This is a genomic window from Gemmatimonadaceae bacterium, assembly GCA_019637445.1.
Taxonomy (GTDB): domain Bacteria; phylum Gemmatimonadota; class Gemmatimonadetes; order Gemmatimonadales; family Gemmatimonadaceae; genus Pseudogemmatithrix.
In genome coordinates this window covers 1,265,121-1,282,158 of the sequence record JAHBVS010000001.1, presented here as the reverse complement: position 1 = coordinate 1,282,158, position 17,038 = coordinate 1,265,121, and the positions used below count along the sequence as shown (strand labels likewise).

At 66.0% G+C, this 17,038-nt stretch carries 13 protein-coding genes; 5 read left to right on the top strand and 8 right to left on the bottom strand.

Annotated elements, in window-relative coordinates; translation table 11 throughout:
* Positions 1 to 112: 112 nt before the first annotated feature.
* Entirely contained in the window at positions 113 to 739 is a 627-nt protein-coding gene (locus KF709_05825) for an acyltransferase (GenBank protein MBX3173910.1), read from the bottom strand.
* Between the two features lie 157 nt (positions 740 to 896).
* Positions 897 to 2,084, bottom strand: a complete 1,188-nt coding sequence (locus KF709_05820) for an Ig-like domain-containing protein (GenBank protein MBX3173909.1) — start codon at positions 2,082 to 2,084, stop codon at positions 897 to 899.
* Positions 2,085 to 2,296: 212 nt separating this feature from the next.
* On the opposite strand from KF709_05820, the gene KF709_05815 reads away from it, so the two are divergent.
* From KF709_05815 to KF709_05800, 4 genes are all read left to right on the top strand, one after another.
* Positions 2,297 to 3,793 (top strand): hypothetical protein, encoded by a 1,497-nt coding sequence (locus KF709_05815; protein MBX3173908.1) that lies wholly within the window; start codon positions 2,297 to 2,299, stop codon positions 3,791 to 3,793.
* Between the two features lie 199 nt (positions 3,794 to 3,992).
* Complete coding sequence (locus KF709_05810) at positions 3,993 to 4,799, top strand: polysaccharide deacetylase family protein (protein ID MBX3173907.1); 807 nt, start codon at positions 3,993 to 3,995, stop codon at positions 4,797 to 4,799.
* Between the two features lies 1 nt (position 4,800).
* Entirely contained in the window at positions 4,801 to 6,222 is a 1,422-nt protein-coding gene (locus KF709_05805) for an O-antigen ligase family protein (protein MBX3173906.1), read from the top strand.
* A gap of 268 nt (positions 6,223 to 6,490) precedes the next feature.
* Positions 6,491 to 7,333: a hypothetical protein gene (locus tag KF709_05800; protein ID MBX3173905.1), complete on the top strand. Its 843-nt coding sequence runs from the start codon at positions 6,491 to 6,493 to the stop codon at positions 7,331 to 7,333.
* A gap of 94 nt (positions 7,334 to 7,427) precedes the next feature.
* Here the strand turns inward: KF709_05800 and KF709_05795 are convergent, their stop codons facing one another.
* From KF709_05795 to KF709_05775, 5 genes are all read right to left on the bottom strand, one after another.
* Positions 7,428 to 8,504 carry a glycosyltransferase family 4 protein gene (locus KF709_05795; protein MBX3173904.1) on the bottom strand — a complete coding sequence of 359 codons (1,077 nt, stop codon included), beginning with the start codon at positions 8,502 to 8,504 and terminating at the stop codon, positions 7,428 to 7,430.
* Between the two features lie 109 nt (positions 8,505 to 8,613).
* On the bottom strand, positions 8,614 to 9,780 hold the full coding sequence (locus KF709_05790; protein ID MBX3173903.1) for a DegT/DnrJ/EryC1/StrS family aminotransferase: 1,167 nt from the start codon (positions 9,778 to 9,780) through the stop codon (positions 8,614 to 8,616).
* Between the two features lie 155 nt (positions 9,781 to 9,935).
* Positions 9,936 to 10,655 (bottom strand): sugar transferase, encoded by a 720-nt coding sequence (locus KF709_05785; protein MBX3173902.1) that lies wholly within the window; start codon positions 10,653 to 10,655, stop codon positions 9,936 to 9,938.
* Between the two features lie 157 nt (positions 10,656 to 10,812).
* Positions 10,813 to 11,946, bottom strand: coding sequence for a HAMP domain-containing histidine kinase (locus KF709_05780; protein MBX3173901.1), 1,134 nt, complete (start codon positions 11,944 to 11,946; stop codon positions 10,813 to 10,815).
* On the bottom strand, positions 11,947 to 13,395 hold the full coding sequence (locus KF709_05775; protein ID MBX3173900.1) for a sigma-54-dependent Fis family transcriptional regulator: 1,449 nt from the start codon (positions 13,393 to 13,395) through the stop codon (positions 11,947 to 11,949). It abuts the gene before it with no gap.
* A gap of 335 nt (positions 13,396 to 13,730) precedes the next feature.
* Here KF709_05775 and KF709_05770 point away from each other — a divergent pair, with 335 nt between their 5' ends.
* Complete coding sequence (locus KF709_05770) at positions 13,731 to 16,034, top strand: hypothetical protein (GenBank protein ID MBX3173899.1); 2,304 nt, start codon at positions 13,731 to 13,733, stop codon at positions 16,032 to 16,034.
* Here the strand turns inward: KF709_05770 and KF709_05765 are convergent.
* Complete coding sequence (locus KF709_05765; GenBank protein MBX3173898.1) at positions 16,031 to 16,921, bottom strand: response regulator; 891 nt, start codon at positions 16,919 to 16,921, stop codon at positions 16,031 to 16,033. The two genes, KF709_05770 and KF709_05765, sit on opposite strands and share 4 nt — an antisense overlap.
* Positions 16,922 to 17,038 lie beyond the last annotated feature (117 nt).

Genomic DNA, 17,038 nt, shown 5'->3' with positions numbered 1-17,038 from the left:
CTGCATCTGGCACGCAGACTCTGCTTCATCCGTAACGGTCTGATGTTGGACAATGGCCATGCGGCGCACCGCATCGCCACCGCGCGTCGCCGCGCGGAGACGGCGCGGGTGCTCAGTCCGCCTTCGGCTGCGCGGGCTTGCTGCGAAGCCGCCAGATCACGCGAGCGGGATTGCCGAACACGACGGCGTTCGCGTCAACGTTCGCCGCCACGACGCTGCCGGCACCGACCACGGCGTTGTCGCCGATGCGGACGCCCTTCAACACCATCGCTCCCTGACCAACCCAGGCGTTGCGGCCGATGGTGATCGCCTTCGAGCGGCCCTTCGAGTTGTAGCGTGGCCCATCCGTGTTGGCGAGCGAGTGGAAGTCCGAGTCGATGATCCAGCACTCGGCGAGTCCGGCGTGGTCGCCGACCTCGATGCGGGAGTCGCAACCAAGCCGCGTCCGGGTGAGGAGGACGCGATCGCCGAAGCGAATGACCGCGTCCTTGGAGTGGGTGTAGGGAGTGGTCGGATGCAGCCGCGTCGAGAGGACGGAACAGTAGTCGCCGAAGATGACCGTCCCCGGCCCTCGGATGTCGAGTGGTCCGACCACCCGGAAATGCCGCCCGATGATCACGCGGCGACGCAACAGCCGGAATTTCACGCGGTAGTACATCCCGCGCGCCAAGGCGAGCGCTACGGTGACTGCATGCCCGGGTTGGTCCCACGCGCGCAAGACTGCGGTGCGCCAGTCCATGCTCTATCGCCGATGAGAGGGGAGCCGTGTCTCGGGCCGTAAGGTTAAGAGCGGCGTCACCCGAGTGTCAACGGAGCAGGCAGTCGTTGGCAGCACCCGCGGCCTTGCGGGCGATGGTGCTCCAACGGGCGACGCTGCCGACCGCGCCGCGTTCCGCTCAAGGACGCGCAGTGCCGAGCCGGAGCTCGTCGTACCAGATGGTCTGCGTCACGGGTGATCCCGGCCCGATGTACGGCGAGATCATGAACTGGTTGAACCGCATGTTGGGATGCTGTCCCGTACGGAACTGGAGATCGGTGCGCTCGAGCGCGAGCTCTCCGTCAAACCAGTAGCGCGCGATGCCGTCGTTCTGCGGGATGCCACCGACAAGGGTGTTCAAGGCGTAGTATGCCTCGACGTGGTGCCAGTCGCCCTTGTAGCCGGCGCCGGCCGAAGGCATGAACCGTGGTGCCGCGGTGCGCAGCTGCTTCCAGTTCCAATGCTGCGGGCCGACCGTGTAGCAGGAGGCTGCCACGCCGTCAGGGTTTCCGTTGCAGCCGGCGACTGCACGCACCTGTGTCGTCCCAGTGAGGTCCACGCCAATCTGGCCTTCATCGATGTTCTCGCCGTCTTGCCAAGCCAGGGTCGGGAAGCCGCCGTTCTGGTAGTTGTGTTCCACGTACACGGTGAGCCGTGTGCGCGCCGGCCCATTGAATGCGCCATTCTCCGTCGTGAGGATGAGGATCTCGTGTGGATGGGACGTCCCCCCGGACCCGACCCAGTTGTCGCTGTAGCGGACCCAGAAGCTGATGTAGAGCGTCGTGGTCGGCGTGAATAGGACGCGCCCGGCGCCCCAGGGCGCGTTTGTCGCACCGGCGTTCATCTGTGCCATGAGCGATCGCGAGCCGTTGTGCGACACCGTGGTGCTCGTGGTGAAGGCCCCGTTGTCGTACCAGCCACGCGCGGCCCAGTTGTCGTCCTCGAAGTCCTCGGCAAACAGCCAGTCGGCGGCAGGCGCTTCCTCGACGGTGATGATCGACGATCCCATCTGGCCCTCGGACGAGGCACTGATGGTCGCCGAACCCGCGGCCACGGCCGTGACCAGGCCGGCGGAGGACACCGTGGCAGCAGAGGTGTTGCCGCTGCTCCAGGCGAAGGCGCGCCCCGTGAGGACGCCACCGTCCGCATCAAGGGCGGTGGCAGCGAGCGGCAGCGTCTCGCCGACGCCGCCAGCCACGCTGAGTGTGGCACTTCCCGGCTCCACCACCACCGTTGCCACCTGCGCATCCGGCTCGGACCCCGCCTCGCACGCGGCGGCGAGTGGACCGAGCAGCAGTGAAAATACCAGGCGAAAATGTCGGGTCATCGGATGCTCCTGGCGCGGGATTCACTCACCCGCCTCGCGGGACGCGTCGATCGCGTCGCGTACATCTCCGATGCTACGACAGGGGCGTTGGTGCGTCAATGCGGTTTCCCCCGCGCTGTGACAAAGGTCACTTCCGCTCTGGTGGGAGGGTGGGGCGGCGCATATGATAACCACAGACCAACTAGCTCGTGCCAGTCGCGGGGGAGGGAGGCATGTCGAATCGCAAGCGTCACGAACCTGGGTCCACTGGCCCGGGCTCCCACGACGCGTTCCTAGTGGCCGGACCGCGTCAAATCGGCCGTCGGGAGTTCGTGCGCTCGTCGAGCGGACTCTTGGTGGCCGTTTCGATGTTCGGCTGCAGCGACCCAAGCGCGCCAAACTCCGGTGTCGTTCGCGTGATGATCAACGGCCTCGGCGGCGGTCTCGCCACGGCGGGCTCCGCGACCATCACCGGAGAGGGCATCGCGCCGATCAATCTGGTGCTCCCGGCGATCGCCGAGGGCTCGGCCTCGGTCAAGGCTGGCAACTATCACGTGGTGTACGCGCCGCCGCCGGGTTATACCATGGCGCCGGGGCAGCTGAATGAGATTGATGTTGTCGTCGTGGCGGGTGAGACCACGGATGTCCAATTCAATGTCGTGCCTGCGACGGGGACGCTTCGCGTTACGGTGACGGGCCTGGCAGGCGGTCTCGGCAGCGGCGGTAGCGCGCAGGCCCTGCGGACCGACATTGGTGGCCAAGCTCCGCTGGCAATCGTGATTCCCGGAACCGGCACCGTGGACTCGAGTGTCGCGCCTGGCACCTACTCGGTCACCTACACGGCACCCGCTGGCTATCAGCTGACCGGTGGGGCGACGAATCCGGTTGTGGTGGTGGTGGCGTCAAGTGCCACCGCGACGGCGAGCTTCCCCGTCGAGGTGTCAGGAGTGCCAACGGCCGTGGTCTTCCAATCCGATTGGGCTGCGGCGGCGCTTGGATCGTCCACCGCGTCGAAGAACGACGGTGGGAAGTGGCCGATTGTTGGTGGCTCGAACGGAACCGGCGTTGAGGTGGTTTCAGCGACTGGGCTGGGGATGCCGGCCACGATGCTCAAGTGCCTCAGGGTCCCGTGGAACAACGGGGTGTTCAACTTCCTGCGTGTCGATACGCTCCCCGTGCCTGCCTTGGGGCAGTCGCGGGCCTATCGGCTCTATCAGCGCATCGTCCTCCCCGACGGAACCGCCGACATCAATACGCATCCCAACCAGGACGGGAACGCCATCGGTGGCTGCAACTGGGCGTGGAACGTCTTCAACGACGCGCCGGCAGGAAAGTGGAGGCCCGGGGTGCAGTTCGTGGGAGACACCTTCCCCAACAACAATTTCATCGGGCCGAATCTCGACAAGGGCGTGACGTATCGGCTGGAGTTCCTGCTGACCCGCGATGCAGTCTCCGCGACGGCCTTCAAGTTCGATCTTCGCATCTCGACTGCCGCCGGGGCGCCGGTGGCGAACGGCGGTGACTTCGTCAACGCGTCGGCGATTTCGCTGACCGCATACTGTGCGTCGAACAACCTGGTCTTCAACAACCCGGCGAATCTCAACGGATTCAACGCGGGGGCGAACGACGTCGGGCCGGAGGCGGGAGACTGGGGCTATCAGGGCGGGATCGCCATTCGCGACAACGAAGGCTTCATCGGCGGCTATGGCTCCGTCGTCGGGGAGCCCTGAGTGGCGGCGCCAGTCCCGGCAGTACCCTGATTCACAGCGATGGGCTCGTTACGAGATGCCACGGGAACGTCGGACCGTCGAGGTTTCCGTGCTCCCACAGCGCGCGGGCAGCGTGCTGGTCCGCTGGATTGACAGTCTCGTACCGCACTTCAACTGCCTTTGAGAACCTGCGGGACGAGTATCTGGAGCGGACGCTCGCGTGAGGAATGACCACTGGGTCGCGCTGTGCTACCACGACGTGCGCGCAGCCACGAACGCTTCTGGGGGAGGTCCTGAGCGCTTTGCGGTGCCGGTGGCCGCGTTCGAGCGCATGCTCGACACGATCCAGTCACTGGGATTCCGCGGGTGCTCGCTTGCGGAGGCGCGGACCGTCGTCGACGCGCGGCGCGTGGCCATCACATTTGACGACGCCACGCAAAGCCAGTTCGAGCGTGCAATGCCTGCCCTGCGCGAGCGCGGCATGACAGCGAGTGTCTACGTGGTGACAGACTGGGTCGGGCGCCCTGGATACATGGACTGGGACCAGCTCCGACAAATCAAGGACTGGGGGATGTCCGTGCAGTCGCACTCAAAGAGCCATCCGTTCCTGTCTGAGCTCGGTCGCGAGCGCCTCCAGGATGAGTTGGCTTTGTCCCGCGAGCGGCTCGACAGGGAGCTACGTCAAGAGACGGCGGAGATTGCGTTTCCAGGTGGTGACGCGCCGCGACGTTCCCTGCGGGCGATGATTCGGGCGTGCGGCTACTGTGTCGCCGTTGGATCGCGCTGGGGCGTAAACATTGACGGCCGCGAGTCAGTGGGGTTCCTGCGCCGCTGCACGGTGCGCGGGGACTTGGATCCCGACACGGCCCGCCAGTACGTGCTCGCGGATCCGCGGCTGGCCTGGAAGCAGCACCCCCGGGAGTTTGTCCTCCGGTCGCTGCGCAGCACGCTCGGGCCATCGCGGTACGCGCGTTGGAGACGGCGACTGCTTGACGCGGTGACGGCCCCGGTCGCAGCGGGAGGCTGAGATGGTCTCCACCACGATGCCGGCCAATGCCACCGGTCCCTCGGGGGCCGCCAAGGTGCGTCGGCCCAAGGCGCGAATCACACCCCCCGTGTGGCTGGTCTACCTGGGCTGGTTCACGGTGCTGTTTGATCCGCACTACTTCGTCGCTGCATTCGCCGGTGCCGCGTTCGGGCGACTGGCGACCGTCGTGTACTTCATGCTGTTGATCCTGCTCTTGGCGCGCATCCCACTGAACGTTGCGGCAGGGCGCCTCTGGGTGCTCTTCCCAGCATACCTCGTTTGGTTGGTCGTGGGCGTACTGGCGCTGCCGGTGGCCCCGAACATCGGCCTCGTGGTGGATTGTCTCAAGATCCTACTGCTGTACTGGGGCCTGTCCGTCGCGACGACCGACGTCATCCGAACGCCGAGCGTTGTGTTGCCGATCGTCGCGATGTTCGGATTTCGGTTTCTCTGGTGGGAGATGTGGGGAACCGCGGCTGGCCTGGTGCCGTGGCATCCTTCGATGAGCAACTTCGACGGCTATGGAACCCTGACGGCCCAGGGTGCCGGCATTTGCTACTGGCTGGCCATGGGTGCGAAGAAGCGCTCGCATCGAATGTTGCTCTTCGCCCTGAGTGCGGTTTCGGTGTTGGGCGTCGTCGCGTCAGCGGCGCGCGGTGCATTTCTCGCGCTTGTCATCGTCGTCGGGGCCATCTGGCTCAGGTCCTCGAAGAAGTTGCTCACCCTTGGCGTGATCGCGGGCGCCGCGGTTCTCGTGTCCGTTGGCGCCATGCTCTTTTTCGACGGCGCCGCCTTCTATGACGAGATCGCCTCGTCGTTCAGCGAGGGCAACTCGGAAGGAACCGGCAAGCAGCGCTGGGAACTTTGGACGGCCGCGTTCCTGGTGTTCAAGGAGCACTGGCTATTCGGCGTCGGTGCGGGCAATGTCGGCGCGTTCGCTGCCTCCTTCTTCGCGCCGGGCCAGTTCGAGCTGTTTCCGGTGCCCGCGATGTTTTACGGGTACAACCTGCACAACTCGTACATGCAGGTCCTTGCCGAGTTCGGTGCCGTTGGATTCGGCGCGTTCATGTGGATCCACCTCGACTTCTTCCTGAAGAATCGTCAACTACGTTCGCCTGCTGCGGTGGAACAGTGGCGAATAGGTGGCGGCGATCGGTTGTTTGACCTGCCCCAGGTGTCGCTCGCCCTCGAGGCTGGGTTCCTCGCACTGATGCTGACCAACCTCGTCTATGCGAATCTGTTCGAGGCCTGGCTCGTGGTGTTCTGGACCCTCAACCGCACGCTGTGGGGCGTGACTCGGAGCCCGGCCAAGCGCCGATCGGCGTCGCGCAGGTCGGCCTCGAAGCTGGTGACACCAACCGGTGCAGTCGGAAGGGTTCGAAGCGTCGACACCGTCGCGTTTCCGCAACACACGGACGGCTAGGAACCGTAGTCAGAGCTGTAACTTATTGCTCGGCAATGGGTTGACTTTGGCGCCTAAACTCATCTCTTCGGGTTCGCGTCTTGCGTTGGCCGGTGGAATTGCACGTCCACCTCTCACCGGTCCGGAGTAACAGATGTACTCCCTGTCCTGTCGTCCTCAGCACCTGGCAGTACCAATCGTAGCACTGCTCCTCGCGTCCGCTTGCACTGAAGCACCGCTTGCCGTCGACACGGCCGAGTTCAGTCCACGCGGCCTTGAGGCCAGCCTGATGGACACCGTCACCTCGTATGTCGACGGCGAGCTGCAGACCGACTCCACCTTGTGGTATCGGCGCGTCTGGGTCTGCAAGGTGGGCACGAGCGCGAATTTTGAAGTGTCGGTGAATGGAGGCGCAGCGACTGCCGTCGCGCTTGAGGCCGATGAGTGTCGCCAAGTGCATTACTACGCGCCGGGTTGGGACGGTAAGGACACAACCGATCCCGCGTGGTCCGGGTTCGATCTCGTGACCGTGAGGGAAGTGCTGGCGGGCGGCACCGTGCTGGATTCCATCCAGCGCGACTCGACGCACGGTTTCAACAGCTTCCGCCTCTCGTCGCTGACGGGCACAAACGTCGCCACGGCGTACACGAACCGCAGCAAGGGTGCAGTCCTGACGTTCTTCAACCGCCCGTCCCTACCGCCGCCGCCAACACTTGCTGGCTGCACGCCTGGCTTCTGGAAGCAGTCGCAGCACTTGCGGTTGTGGACGCGCTACTCGCCCAACACGCTCTTCAGCCGCGTGTTCGACAACGCCTTCCCCGGCAAGACCCTGCTGCAGGTGGCGTCCAACGGTGGCGGCGGCCTGAACGCTCTCGGTCGCCACGCCGTGGCGGCATTGTTGAACGCGTCGAGTCCCGATGTGAACTATGGTTTTGCCACGCCGGCCGAAGTCATCGCGGCGTTCAATGCGGCGTATCCAGGGACGCAGTCCTCGTACAACACGCTGAAGGACCGCTTCGAGGACTACAACGAGATGGGCTGCACCGCCAAGACGTCGCCGCACCGTCCGAAGAAGTCGTCGCACCATTCCAAGTGGCGGAAGTTCGGTCGGGACCATCGTGACCGACGCTGAATGACCGCTTCGAAGACTTCGACGGCATGGCTGCAGGAATAAGGACTGAGCGGGGCCGGACAATCAGTCGTCCGGCCCCGCTTTGCGTCGTCACTCACCCTCTATAGAGCGCCTCGTACGCGTCGGCCATCGCCATCATGCTGAACGCCGTCTCCGCACGCGCGCGGGCTTGCTCACCCAGTCGCTCCCGGAGCGCTGGATCCTGAAGCAGCCGCAGGAGCGCGCTTGCCAGCGCCTCCGGATCAGCCGGTGGAATGAGGAGGCCGTGCTCGCCATCGTCGACGGCTTCCGGGATTCCTGACGCGGTGGTGGCAATCAGTGGCGTGCGCGCGAACATGGCCTCGAGGATGGCCAGCGGCAGACCCTCCCAGAGCGAGGGCATCGCAAAGACGTCGGCCGCGGCCTGAAGGTCCGGCACGTCATTGCGGTTTCCGAGCAGGCGCGCCTGTCCGGCCAGTCCATTCTCGGCGATGTACTGCTCGAGGGCTGATCGCTGCTCACCCTCACCGGCAATCACCACCTGCCACCGCAGTGATGGATGGCGCTGCCGGATGAGCGTCATCGCCTCCAACAGGACGCGATGGCCTTTGCGGAGCATCAGACTGCCCACGGCGAGCACCAGCAGTTCATCCTGGCCCAGCCCAAGCTCCCGGCGAATCTTGGTGGCATCGCCCGGCCGCTCCGGAATGCCATTGCGAACCACCTGCACCGTCTGCTCCGCGAGCCGGAGGCGCGTGACGAGCTCGTCACGCGTGGCGGATGAGACAGCGACCGTCGCGTCCGAGCGCCCGATCGCCCACTTCAGGGCGACACGACGTTGCAGCTTCTGCAACATCTGCTGGTTGCCGTGCATCGTCATGATGTGCCGAACGCCAGCGATTCGTCCCGCTGCCGCCCCGTAGACACCCATCACGAACTCGTGGCCGTGGATGACGTCGGCGCGAATCCGCCGGAGTTGCGCGGCAATCCGCTCCGCGGCCGGAAAGTCAATCGGCCGGTCAAGGTGATACGTCTCCCACGGGAATCCCTGGCCGAGAAACTGCTGGTTGAGCCAGCCGTCATCCTCGGCTGGCCCGATCGGGATCACGGTGTGTCCGCGCCGCCTCATCTCCTCCGAGAGCTGCAAGATGAGCGTCTCCGCGCCGCCCAGCCCCACGGTTTCGGTGGCCATCGCGATCCGGAGCGGTCCCGTGGGTGGCACGGGACGCATGGGGATACCGCGTTTCCCCGAGAGAACCCGGGCGGCGCTGCCGATGTGTCGGATCACAACCAACCTCGCATCACCCGATTTCCTCTCCGGTTCGCATCCACTCGATCAACAAGGCCTCGTCACGCGCGGAGAGAAGACTATGCGTCGGAACCGTCCGCAACACCCGCGCAAGCAGGTCCGCACCGGGAGTCTGCGGCTGCGCGTCGAGGAGCGGTTGCAGCGCAGGCAGCGCGCGCAACGGGAGCGGATAGGCAGGAGACACGCCAATCGCGGCCCCACGGCGGTCTCGCGTCGCGTCGGGCTGCACGAGCACGGGGAAGCGCAGCCAGCCTGCGGTGGCACCCGGCAACACGCTGACGGAGCGGCCAGCGGCGAGCGGACCCAATGCCTCGAGATACCGCGCCGCGACCGCTGCGCGATGTGATGACTCCACGGCGGTCGCCCGCCTCGTCACGTCAAGGACTCTCGCCGCCACCGCTGGCATCTCGCGCGGCGGGCGCGGCGGCACATAGACCGTCTCGCCGAGCCGGAGGCCGGGGATGGCATGCGGGATGGCAAAGAGCGCCGGCCGGCCGAGTCCCCACTGGGAGGCGAGCTTGACGCTGTACGGCAGGCCCGATGCCGGGGGTGGCGCCAACGCGCCACGAGCCGCGTCCGCGAGCCCACCCTCAGCTCGCACGAGCAGTGCCCCACCACCGCCGCCGGTCTCACCCTTTCCTCGTCCGAAGCTCAGGACTGAGAGGTCACCAGCGCTGCCTAGTGGACGGCCATCCCACCGGCCACCGACGGCTTGCGCGGCGTCCTCGATCAGCAGCGCGCCGGCACCATCCGCGGCTTCGCGCATTGCGTCCAGCGGTACCGGTACGCCGAAGAGGTGGGCGACGACAAGCGCCGCCGCACCCCCGACCAGTGACGCCTCCAGAGATGCGGCATCGGGGGTGAGCGTGTGCGGGTCGAGATCATAGAGACGCACCGGCGCTCCGGCACCGACCGCCGCCGAGACCAGGTCGTAGCAGGCGAATCCAGGCAGCAACACGGGCTTTCCGGGGCGTCGCGCCACCGCGAGACGCAGGGCAAGCGTGAGTGCCTCGGTCCCGCTGGCAGTGAGGACGGCCTCGCGCGCAGCGTACTGTGCCCGCAACGCGTCCGAGAGCACTGGACGCAGATCCCGCGTGCCGAGCGTGGCGAGGACCGCTGAGGCGGAGATCGGGGAGTAGACCGGAAGCTGGCGACGCACTCCGCCTACCAGAGCGCGGTGTCACGCACTGCCGCGCGGCAGTGCTCCGACTCGGCAGAAATAGGCGTGGCTCGACCAGAGCACTCCGGTCGAGCCACGCGAGTGGGCGCTGAAACGCCCATGATGCGGGGGAGTCGCCTCACCTCAGGAAGGTACTACCAGCCTCCCTTCCTGAAAATGACGACTGGTACCGTCATCAGCATGATGCGCAGGTCAGTCAGCACGGACTGCCGCTCGATGTACTCGAGATCCGCCTGGACCTTCTTCTTCACGTCTTCGACGCAGGTGTCGTAGTGCAGGGAAATCTGGGCCTGACCGGTGATTCCAGGACGGACGCGCTGCCGAATGGGGTAGCTCGGAACCTCGGTCCGGAGGGTCTGGAAGATTTCCGGCTGCTCGGGGCGCGGGCCGACGACGTTCATGTCGCCCTTCAGCACATTGTACAGCTGCGGCAACTCGTCCAAGCGCGTCTTGCGGAGGAATCGACCCAGCTTCGTGATGCGCGGATCGTTCTCGGACGCCCACACCTGCGCGTCGGCACCAGGCTTCGCCACGCGCATCGTCCGGAACTTGTAGATGACGAAGGGGCGCCCGCCGAGGTCTACCTGACGGCGGAAGTTGCCACCCTGGGTATTCCGGAGACAAAGGCCGACCCGGCGCTGCCGATAGAACACCGGCCCCGAATCCGTCAGCTTGATCGCCACGGCAATCAGCGCGAACAGCGGTGCGGTCACGATGAGCCCGACGGCGGCCACGATGACATTCAGGACGCGGCGCCCCCGCTCACGTGCATGCGGGTGATCCTCGGGCAGCTCACGCGCGAGCTCGCTGCTGAGGAGCCTCGTATTTACGGTGTGCAGCCCGAAAGTAGTCATAGCGGCAACCACAATCCGCACATCTCGTGCCGCGATGCCGAGGGCTCGCCAGACGCCGTAAGGCTATATACTACAACACTTTGTATAGTGTGACGACTACGTCACATCTCGAGCCTAAGCGACTGTTGTTGGTCCGACGCAACAGTGTGTGATGCGGCTACAGGTGCGACGTCGGGGGCAGGTCGGTTTCGAAATAGAAGCGAGTGCCCACACCTAGCTGCGTCTCAAACTTGAGCTCAGATCCCATTGCGCGAAGGAGCTTCCGGCAGAGCGCTAGGCCCAGCCCTGTTCCCGAGAACAGGTAGCCGGAGCGTCCGGCTCTCGCCGTGGATCGACGGAAGGGCCGGAACAGGTCCGGAATCGCCTCCGCTGGGATGCCGCGTCCCGTGTCCACGACGGACATTTCCACCCGGGAGATGGACGTGGCCCGCAGCCGCACCTCTACGCCGCCCTCGTCGGTGAACTTGAGGGCGTTCGTCACGAGGTTGAGCAGGATGCGGCTGAGGACGAAGGGTAGCCCGATGCGCTGGTCCGTCGGCAGTTGCTGGAAGGCGAAGGTCAGATCCTTCTCCTCGGCGATCGGCCGCACCATATCGGCCACGCCGCCCAACAACTCGGAGAGGGAGAACGGTACCAACTCACCGTCCACCAGGACATCGCCGCGGCGCGCCATTTCGATGACGTCCGTTGCCATCGACCCGAGGCCGTGCGATGCGCTGTAGATCAGGCGTAGCTGGCGGCGTTGGAGCTCCGTCACGGGACCTGACAGCCCCCGCTCGATGGTCTCGGCGAGACAGCGGATGGACGTCAGGGGGGACCTCAGGTCGTGCGCGACCTCGAGGACCAAGTTCAGACCGTCGGGACCGGAGATCTGGGAAGAGAAGTAGCGGTCCCAGTCCGGCTCGACGAATTGACGCACCCGATCGATACCGCGGAGGACCCGCAGTACGTCGGCCTTCTCCGCACTGTCATCGGCCTCGAGGTACTCCAGCGTCTTCGAGGCAACGCGCTCGACGAGGAATCGAGTCAGCGCGCTGGACCCCTCGGGTGGCGGGAACTCATGGTCGCGCGAGGCGTGGTCGATCGCGAGCACGACCCACTCGATCACCGCGCGCGTCTCGCTGGCCTCAAACGACTCTTCCAGGACCGTTTCCCAGAGCTGCCGCACCGTCTCACCCGCTCGCCGAACGCTGGGATGCGTCTCCAGCTCCGCGCGTGCCCCACCCGCGGCCATGGCGCGCAGGTGGCCGGGCCGCGGGGAGTAGCGAATGGTGAGGGAGGGTTCAGCCAACTATGCGCTCCGGTTCGGACTTACCACCGCCTCGCGCTGCAAACCGTGCCGTTCCATCAGCCGGTACAGCGTCGTGCGATCAACACCCGCGATGCGGGCCGCCTTCGACATGTTTCCGCCTGCCGCAACCACCAGTTCCTCAATGTAGCGCCTTTCAAACTGCGCGATGACCCGGTCGCGGGCCGAGTGGTAACTCTCCTGCAACAGATCGGGCGACCACTCCATCGCGCTTCCTGAGAGCGGCCGGGAGCGCGACTCCCCGTGCAGCGGGATGTCCGCCGCGCCGACCGACTGGCCAGGTTCCAACAAGACAACCGCGTGTTCCAACGCGTTCTGCAGCTCCCGGACGTTGCCCGGCCACCCGTAGGCCTGCAGCGCCCGAATCGCGTCCTCCGTCAGCGAGGGACAGCGCTCCTCGATGCCGCGATGCTGCCGCCAGTACCTCTGCAGGAAGTGCTCGCTCAGCAACGCGACGTCGCCGGGGCGTTCCCGAAGTGGCGGAATCGCAATCGGCACGACACGCAACCGGTAGAACAGGTCCTCGCGGAGCGCTCCGTCAGCCACCGCTCGGTCGGGATCGCGGTTGGAAGCCGCAATGAACCGGATGTTCACGACGCTGCTGGTCGAGTTGCTCCCGACCCGTCGCACAACGCCGTCCTGAATGACGCGCAGCAGCTTGGCCTGTAACGACTTCGGCATCTCGGTGAGTTCGTCCAGGAACATCGTCCCGCCGTTGGCCGATTCCAGCAGGCCTTCCTTGTCCCGAACGGCCCCCGTAAACGATCCCCGCACGTGACCGAACATCTCCGACTCCAGCAGGCCCTCGGGAAAGGCCGCGCAGTTTACGGCGACGATCGGGCGATTGCGTCGCCGACTCTTGGAGTGGATGTACTGCGCAATCATCTCCTTGCCCGACCCCGTCTCGCCGGTGATGAACACCGAGGCGTCGGTGGCAGCCACCTTCCGGGCCAGCGCCAGGCAGCGCTGAAACGCGACGGAGGAGCCGAGCGGGGCGTTGCTGTCGCCGTCCGGATCGGCCGGGCCCTCGCCGGACTCGCGTGAGACCATGACGGTGTGGGCAGCCCGACCAATCAGGATCTCGAGGTGCGTGGCGGAGAAAGGCTTCGGGAGATAGTCCCAGGCGCCCGCCCGCAGCACTTCGACGTTGGACGCCACACTGGGATTCCCGGTCATGACGACGACAAGGGTCTCGGGCGCCCGCTCGAGCGCGGCCTGGCAGAGCTCCAGGCCGGTGACGTCGGGCAGATACAGGTCAGTGAGGACGATGTCGAACGTGCGGCGCTGCAGGAGATTGAGCCCCTCCTCTCCCTTCGAGGCGACTTCCACGCGGTAGCCAAGCGAGGTCAGGATGGACCTACAGGTCTCCCGGAGCGTGCGCTCGTCATCGATGAGGAGCACGTTGAGGCTGGCGCGGAACTCGCTAGGCACGAGGGAGTGCTCAGCGGTACTCGTCGAATCCGGGTTCAGTCCAGTCACAGGGGGCCAGTCGCGGGGGGGAAGGCGGCGGTCAAACGGCATTCGTCCAATCGTCGCGCTAGCGCAACAAATGGGTCACCAGAGCCATAGTGGTATCACCGTGGCGTGGACTCGTCAATAGTGAGAAATGTGACGGTTCCGCCGTATATTCGTTGTTTGGTCCCCGGACCCATTCCCAGTCCCGTCCTCTCCGCATGAACTCGAATCAGATCGAAACGCGACTGCAGCCGGTCGGCCCCGGCCAGCAGGCTGAGGCATTCACAGACGAAGAGGAAGCTGGGGGAGGAATGGACATCCGCCGCTCACTGGCGGCGGTCTGGCGCTTTCGCTGGCTCATCCTCTCGCTCTTCGTGCTCGGACTGGGTGGAGGCTACGGCCTGTCGCGGGTGGTGAAGCCGCTGTACGAGGCCCAGGCCTCGATTCAGGTGCCTCCGGTCGCCCTGCGCGGGGCGCCAGCGAACCCGCTTCAGGCCGCCCCGCTGCTTGAAGGACCGGGCTGGATGGAGCTCGCGCGATCCTGGGCGGTTCTGGACTACGTGGTGCGCGAGGCGCGGCTGTATCTCGAGTTGGACTCGCCCGGTGACTCAGCCGTATTCCGCGGGTTCGCTGTGCGCGAACAGTTTGCGCCTGGTGAGTATCGGGTCCGAAAGAACGCGGCCGGCCGCGTCCTTCTGCTCCGGGTGAGCAACAACGAGCGCGTGGTGATCGAAGAGGCCGCCGTCGGAGACTCGCTTGGGCGCGAGTACGGCTTTCTCTGGGTGCCGGGTGCACTCGAGGTCGAACGTGGGCTCGGCTTCCGCGTCCGCGTGCCCCGCGACGCCGCCGTGAAGCTTGCCAGCGAGCTTGGCATCAACCTTCCGCTGAACGGATCCCTGCTCCGCCTCTCGATGCGGGGCGACGACCCCGTGGCGACGGCAGCGACCGTAAACGCTGTCGCCGAACGCTTCGTCGAGGTCGCCACGCTGCTCAAGCGGGACAAGCTGACCGTCGTCTCGCAGGTGTTGCGCGAGCAGCTCGAGAACTCGCGGCGCGATCTCGCCGGTGCCGAGACGGCGCTGGAGAGCTTCAAGGTGCGGACGATCACGCTGCCGAGCGATCGCGGGGCGACGCCCATCGCCTCGGGCCTCGCGGAGACGCGCGATCCCGTGCGCGAGGCGTTCTTCAACCTGCGCCTCGAGCGCGACGCGCTGATTCGGGACCGCGAGGCTGTGCAGCGCGCCTTGCAGCAGGCGAATGACACCGGCCAATCGATCGTGGTGTCGCTGGGAACGATCCCCGCGGTGCGTGAGTCACGCGAGCTGACGACCTCGCTCGAGCTGTTGACGTCGAAGCGTGCGGAAGCGCGCCAGCTGCGGCTGATCTTCTCCGAGACGCACGCACCGTTGCAGCAGTTGGAGCGCGAGATCGCTGCGCTGGAGAACCAGACCATTCCGTCTCAGGCGCGCGCGCTGGTCAACAATCTGAGCGCATCCGTTGCGCAGTTCGACGAGCGCATCGCCGCCTCCTCGCGCGAGATGCAACAGATTCCCGCGCGAGTGACCGAGGAGAATCGGCTCGAGCGGAACGTCGATGTCGCGCAGATGATCTTCACGGAACTACAGTCCGCCTACGAGCAGGCTCGCCTCTCCGAACTGAGCGCAGCGCCCGACGTCCGGGTGCTGGACACGGCAGTGCCGCCCACGCGGCCTGTGCGCGACCAGGTCATCATCCTGTTCGCTGGATCGGGATTCGGCGGGCTCTGTCTCGGGCTGGCGCTGGCGCTGCTGCTCGACCGGCTCGATCGCCGGCTGCGCTACCCGAGCCAGGTCACGCGCGACCTCGGCCTGCAGATCCTCGGCGCCTTGCCGTTGCTCCGGACCGGTCGCAACGGGACCACGCGCGAGGAGGACGCCGACCAGTTGCTGGAGGCGGTGCGCAGCGTCCGTATGTCGCTGCTCTACGCACACGGTGTCGCGGGCCCCTTCGCGACGACCATCACCTCGCCGGGTAGCGGCGACGGCAAGTCCTTCACCTCGCACCAACTTGCCAAGAGCTTCGCCATGTCGGGCCGCCGCACTCTATTGGTGGACGGCGACAACCGGCGCGGGTATCTCCACCGTACGCTCGGAACCCCGCGCGTGCCTGGCCTGACGAACTTGCTCGCGGGAGAGGTGAGCCGCGGGGATGTCACGCTGACCATTCGAGACGGCGGATTCGACTTCATACCGGCGGGGATGCGTCGACAGAGCGCGCCGGAACTGATGGCCTCCCCGGAGATGGCGCGGCTGATGATGGAACTGCGTGGGGACTACCAAGCCATCATCTTCGACAGCCCGCCGCTGGGCGCCGGTGTCGATCCCTTGGTGCTCGCGTCCCTGACGGGCACGCTCGTAATGGTGCTCCGGAACGGCGTAACCGATCGCGAATTGGCCGGCGCGCGGCTCCAAGACATCACGCGTCTTCCCATCCGCATTCTCGGCGCGATTCTGAATGACGTGCAGGCGGCTGGCGCGTATCGCTACTACTCGTATCTCTCGGGTTACCGCACCGAGGACGAGCGCGTGACACCGTCGCGGGGCCTCCTCCGCGTGCAGGGCACGCGGGGAAGCTAGTTCAGCGACGCCTCAAAGCGCCGGATGCTTGAGCGGCGAGTCCCCGCAGACGCCGTCCGCGAGGCACGCATCGCCGCCGAAGCGCGCGTGAGCATGTCGCTGGGGTCAATCGGCGCGTCGTTGTAGTTCGACACCGCGTCGTATCCCACCGCGAGCTGGATACCTTCGGCACCGAAGAGTTCACTCGCCGCATTGGCCAGCCGCTCAGCGAACTTTTCGGCGCCCGCCGGATCCGTCCCCTGCGCGACGATGGCGAACTCGCCGGGTCCGAGGGTGCCGATGGCATCCGAGGTACGTCCCAGCCGGAGCAAGATCTTCGCGAGGCGGGTGAGCGTCGCCGCTTCCCATGCGTCGGTGGAGGCATCAGCCGCCGATTCTCCCCTGAGAGGGGCGATTACGAGACAGGCGAACGCTTCACGCTGCCGGAACGCGGACGAGCCCAACTCGCGCGCGCGCCGCGCCAGGCCGCGCAGGTTGTACAGGCCGGTCAGTTCGTCCAGCAGGCTTTCCTCGCGCATCCGATCCGTTTCCTGCTTGGCGCGCACGAACGCGTCGAGGCGCAGCGGCAGCTCCTCGCCATCGAAGGTGGCACCGATAAAATCCCAGGCGCCGGCTCGGAGCGCCTCAATGCGCTTCTGACGGCTCTGCTGGCCCGCGCTCGTGATCAAGATCGGTGTGTAACCACTCACACTCGGGAGTGCGCGCAGCTCCCGGCACACGTCAAGCCCGTCCCGGTCAGGCAGGTCCGCATCGATGATGATGAGGTCCGGGTGCGCGCTGATGGCGCGCTCCACCGCCTGCTTGCCGTTGTAGGCGCGAAGCACCGCGTAGCCATGAGGTCCCAGGATGCTCTCCAGGGACCGGAGGTGCCATTCGTGGCTGTTCACCACAAGCGTAAGCGGCGGGCGGCGGAGTTGGTCGCTAACGGTCATTGAGAGCGTGCGGGATGGATGCGCAACATCGGCCCTGCGCGGAGGTCGAACAGGGAGACGGCGGACTATCAT

Coding starts and splice junctions, on each gene's coding strand:
- KF709_05825 (MBX3173910.1), bottom strand. CDS start 739: ATGGACTGGCGCACCGCAGTCTTGCGCGCGTGGGACCAACCCGGGCAT.
- KF709_05820 (MBX3173909.1), bottom strand. CDS start 2,084: ATGACCCGACATTTTCGCCTGGTATTTTCACTGCTGCTCGGTCCACTC.
- KF709_05815 (MBX3173908.1), top strand. CDS start 2,297: ATGTCGAATCGCAAGCGTCACGAACCTGGGTCCACTGGCCCGGGCTCC.
- KF709_05805 (MBX3173906.1), top strand. CDS start 4,801: ATGGTCTCCACCACGATGCCGGCCAATGCCACCGGTCCCTCGGGGGCC.
- KF709_05800 (MBX3173905.1), top strand. CDS start 6,491: ATGGACACCGTCACCTCGTATGTCGACGGCGAGCTGCAGACCGACTCC.
- KF709_05795 (MBX3173904.1), bottom strand. CDS start 8,504: ATGGCCACCGAAACCGTGGGGCTGGGCGGCGCGGAGACGCTCATCTTG.
- KF709_05785 (MBX3173902.1), bottom strand. CDS start 10,655: ATGACTACTTTCGGGCTGCACACCGTAAATACGAGGCTCCTCAGCAGC.
- KF709_05770 (MBX3173899.1), top strand. CDS start 13,731: ATGGACATCCGCCGCTCACTGGCGGCGGTCTGGCGCTTTCGCTGGCTC.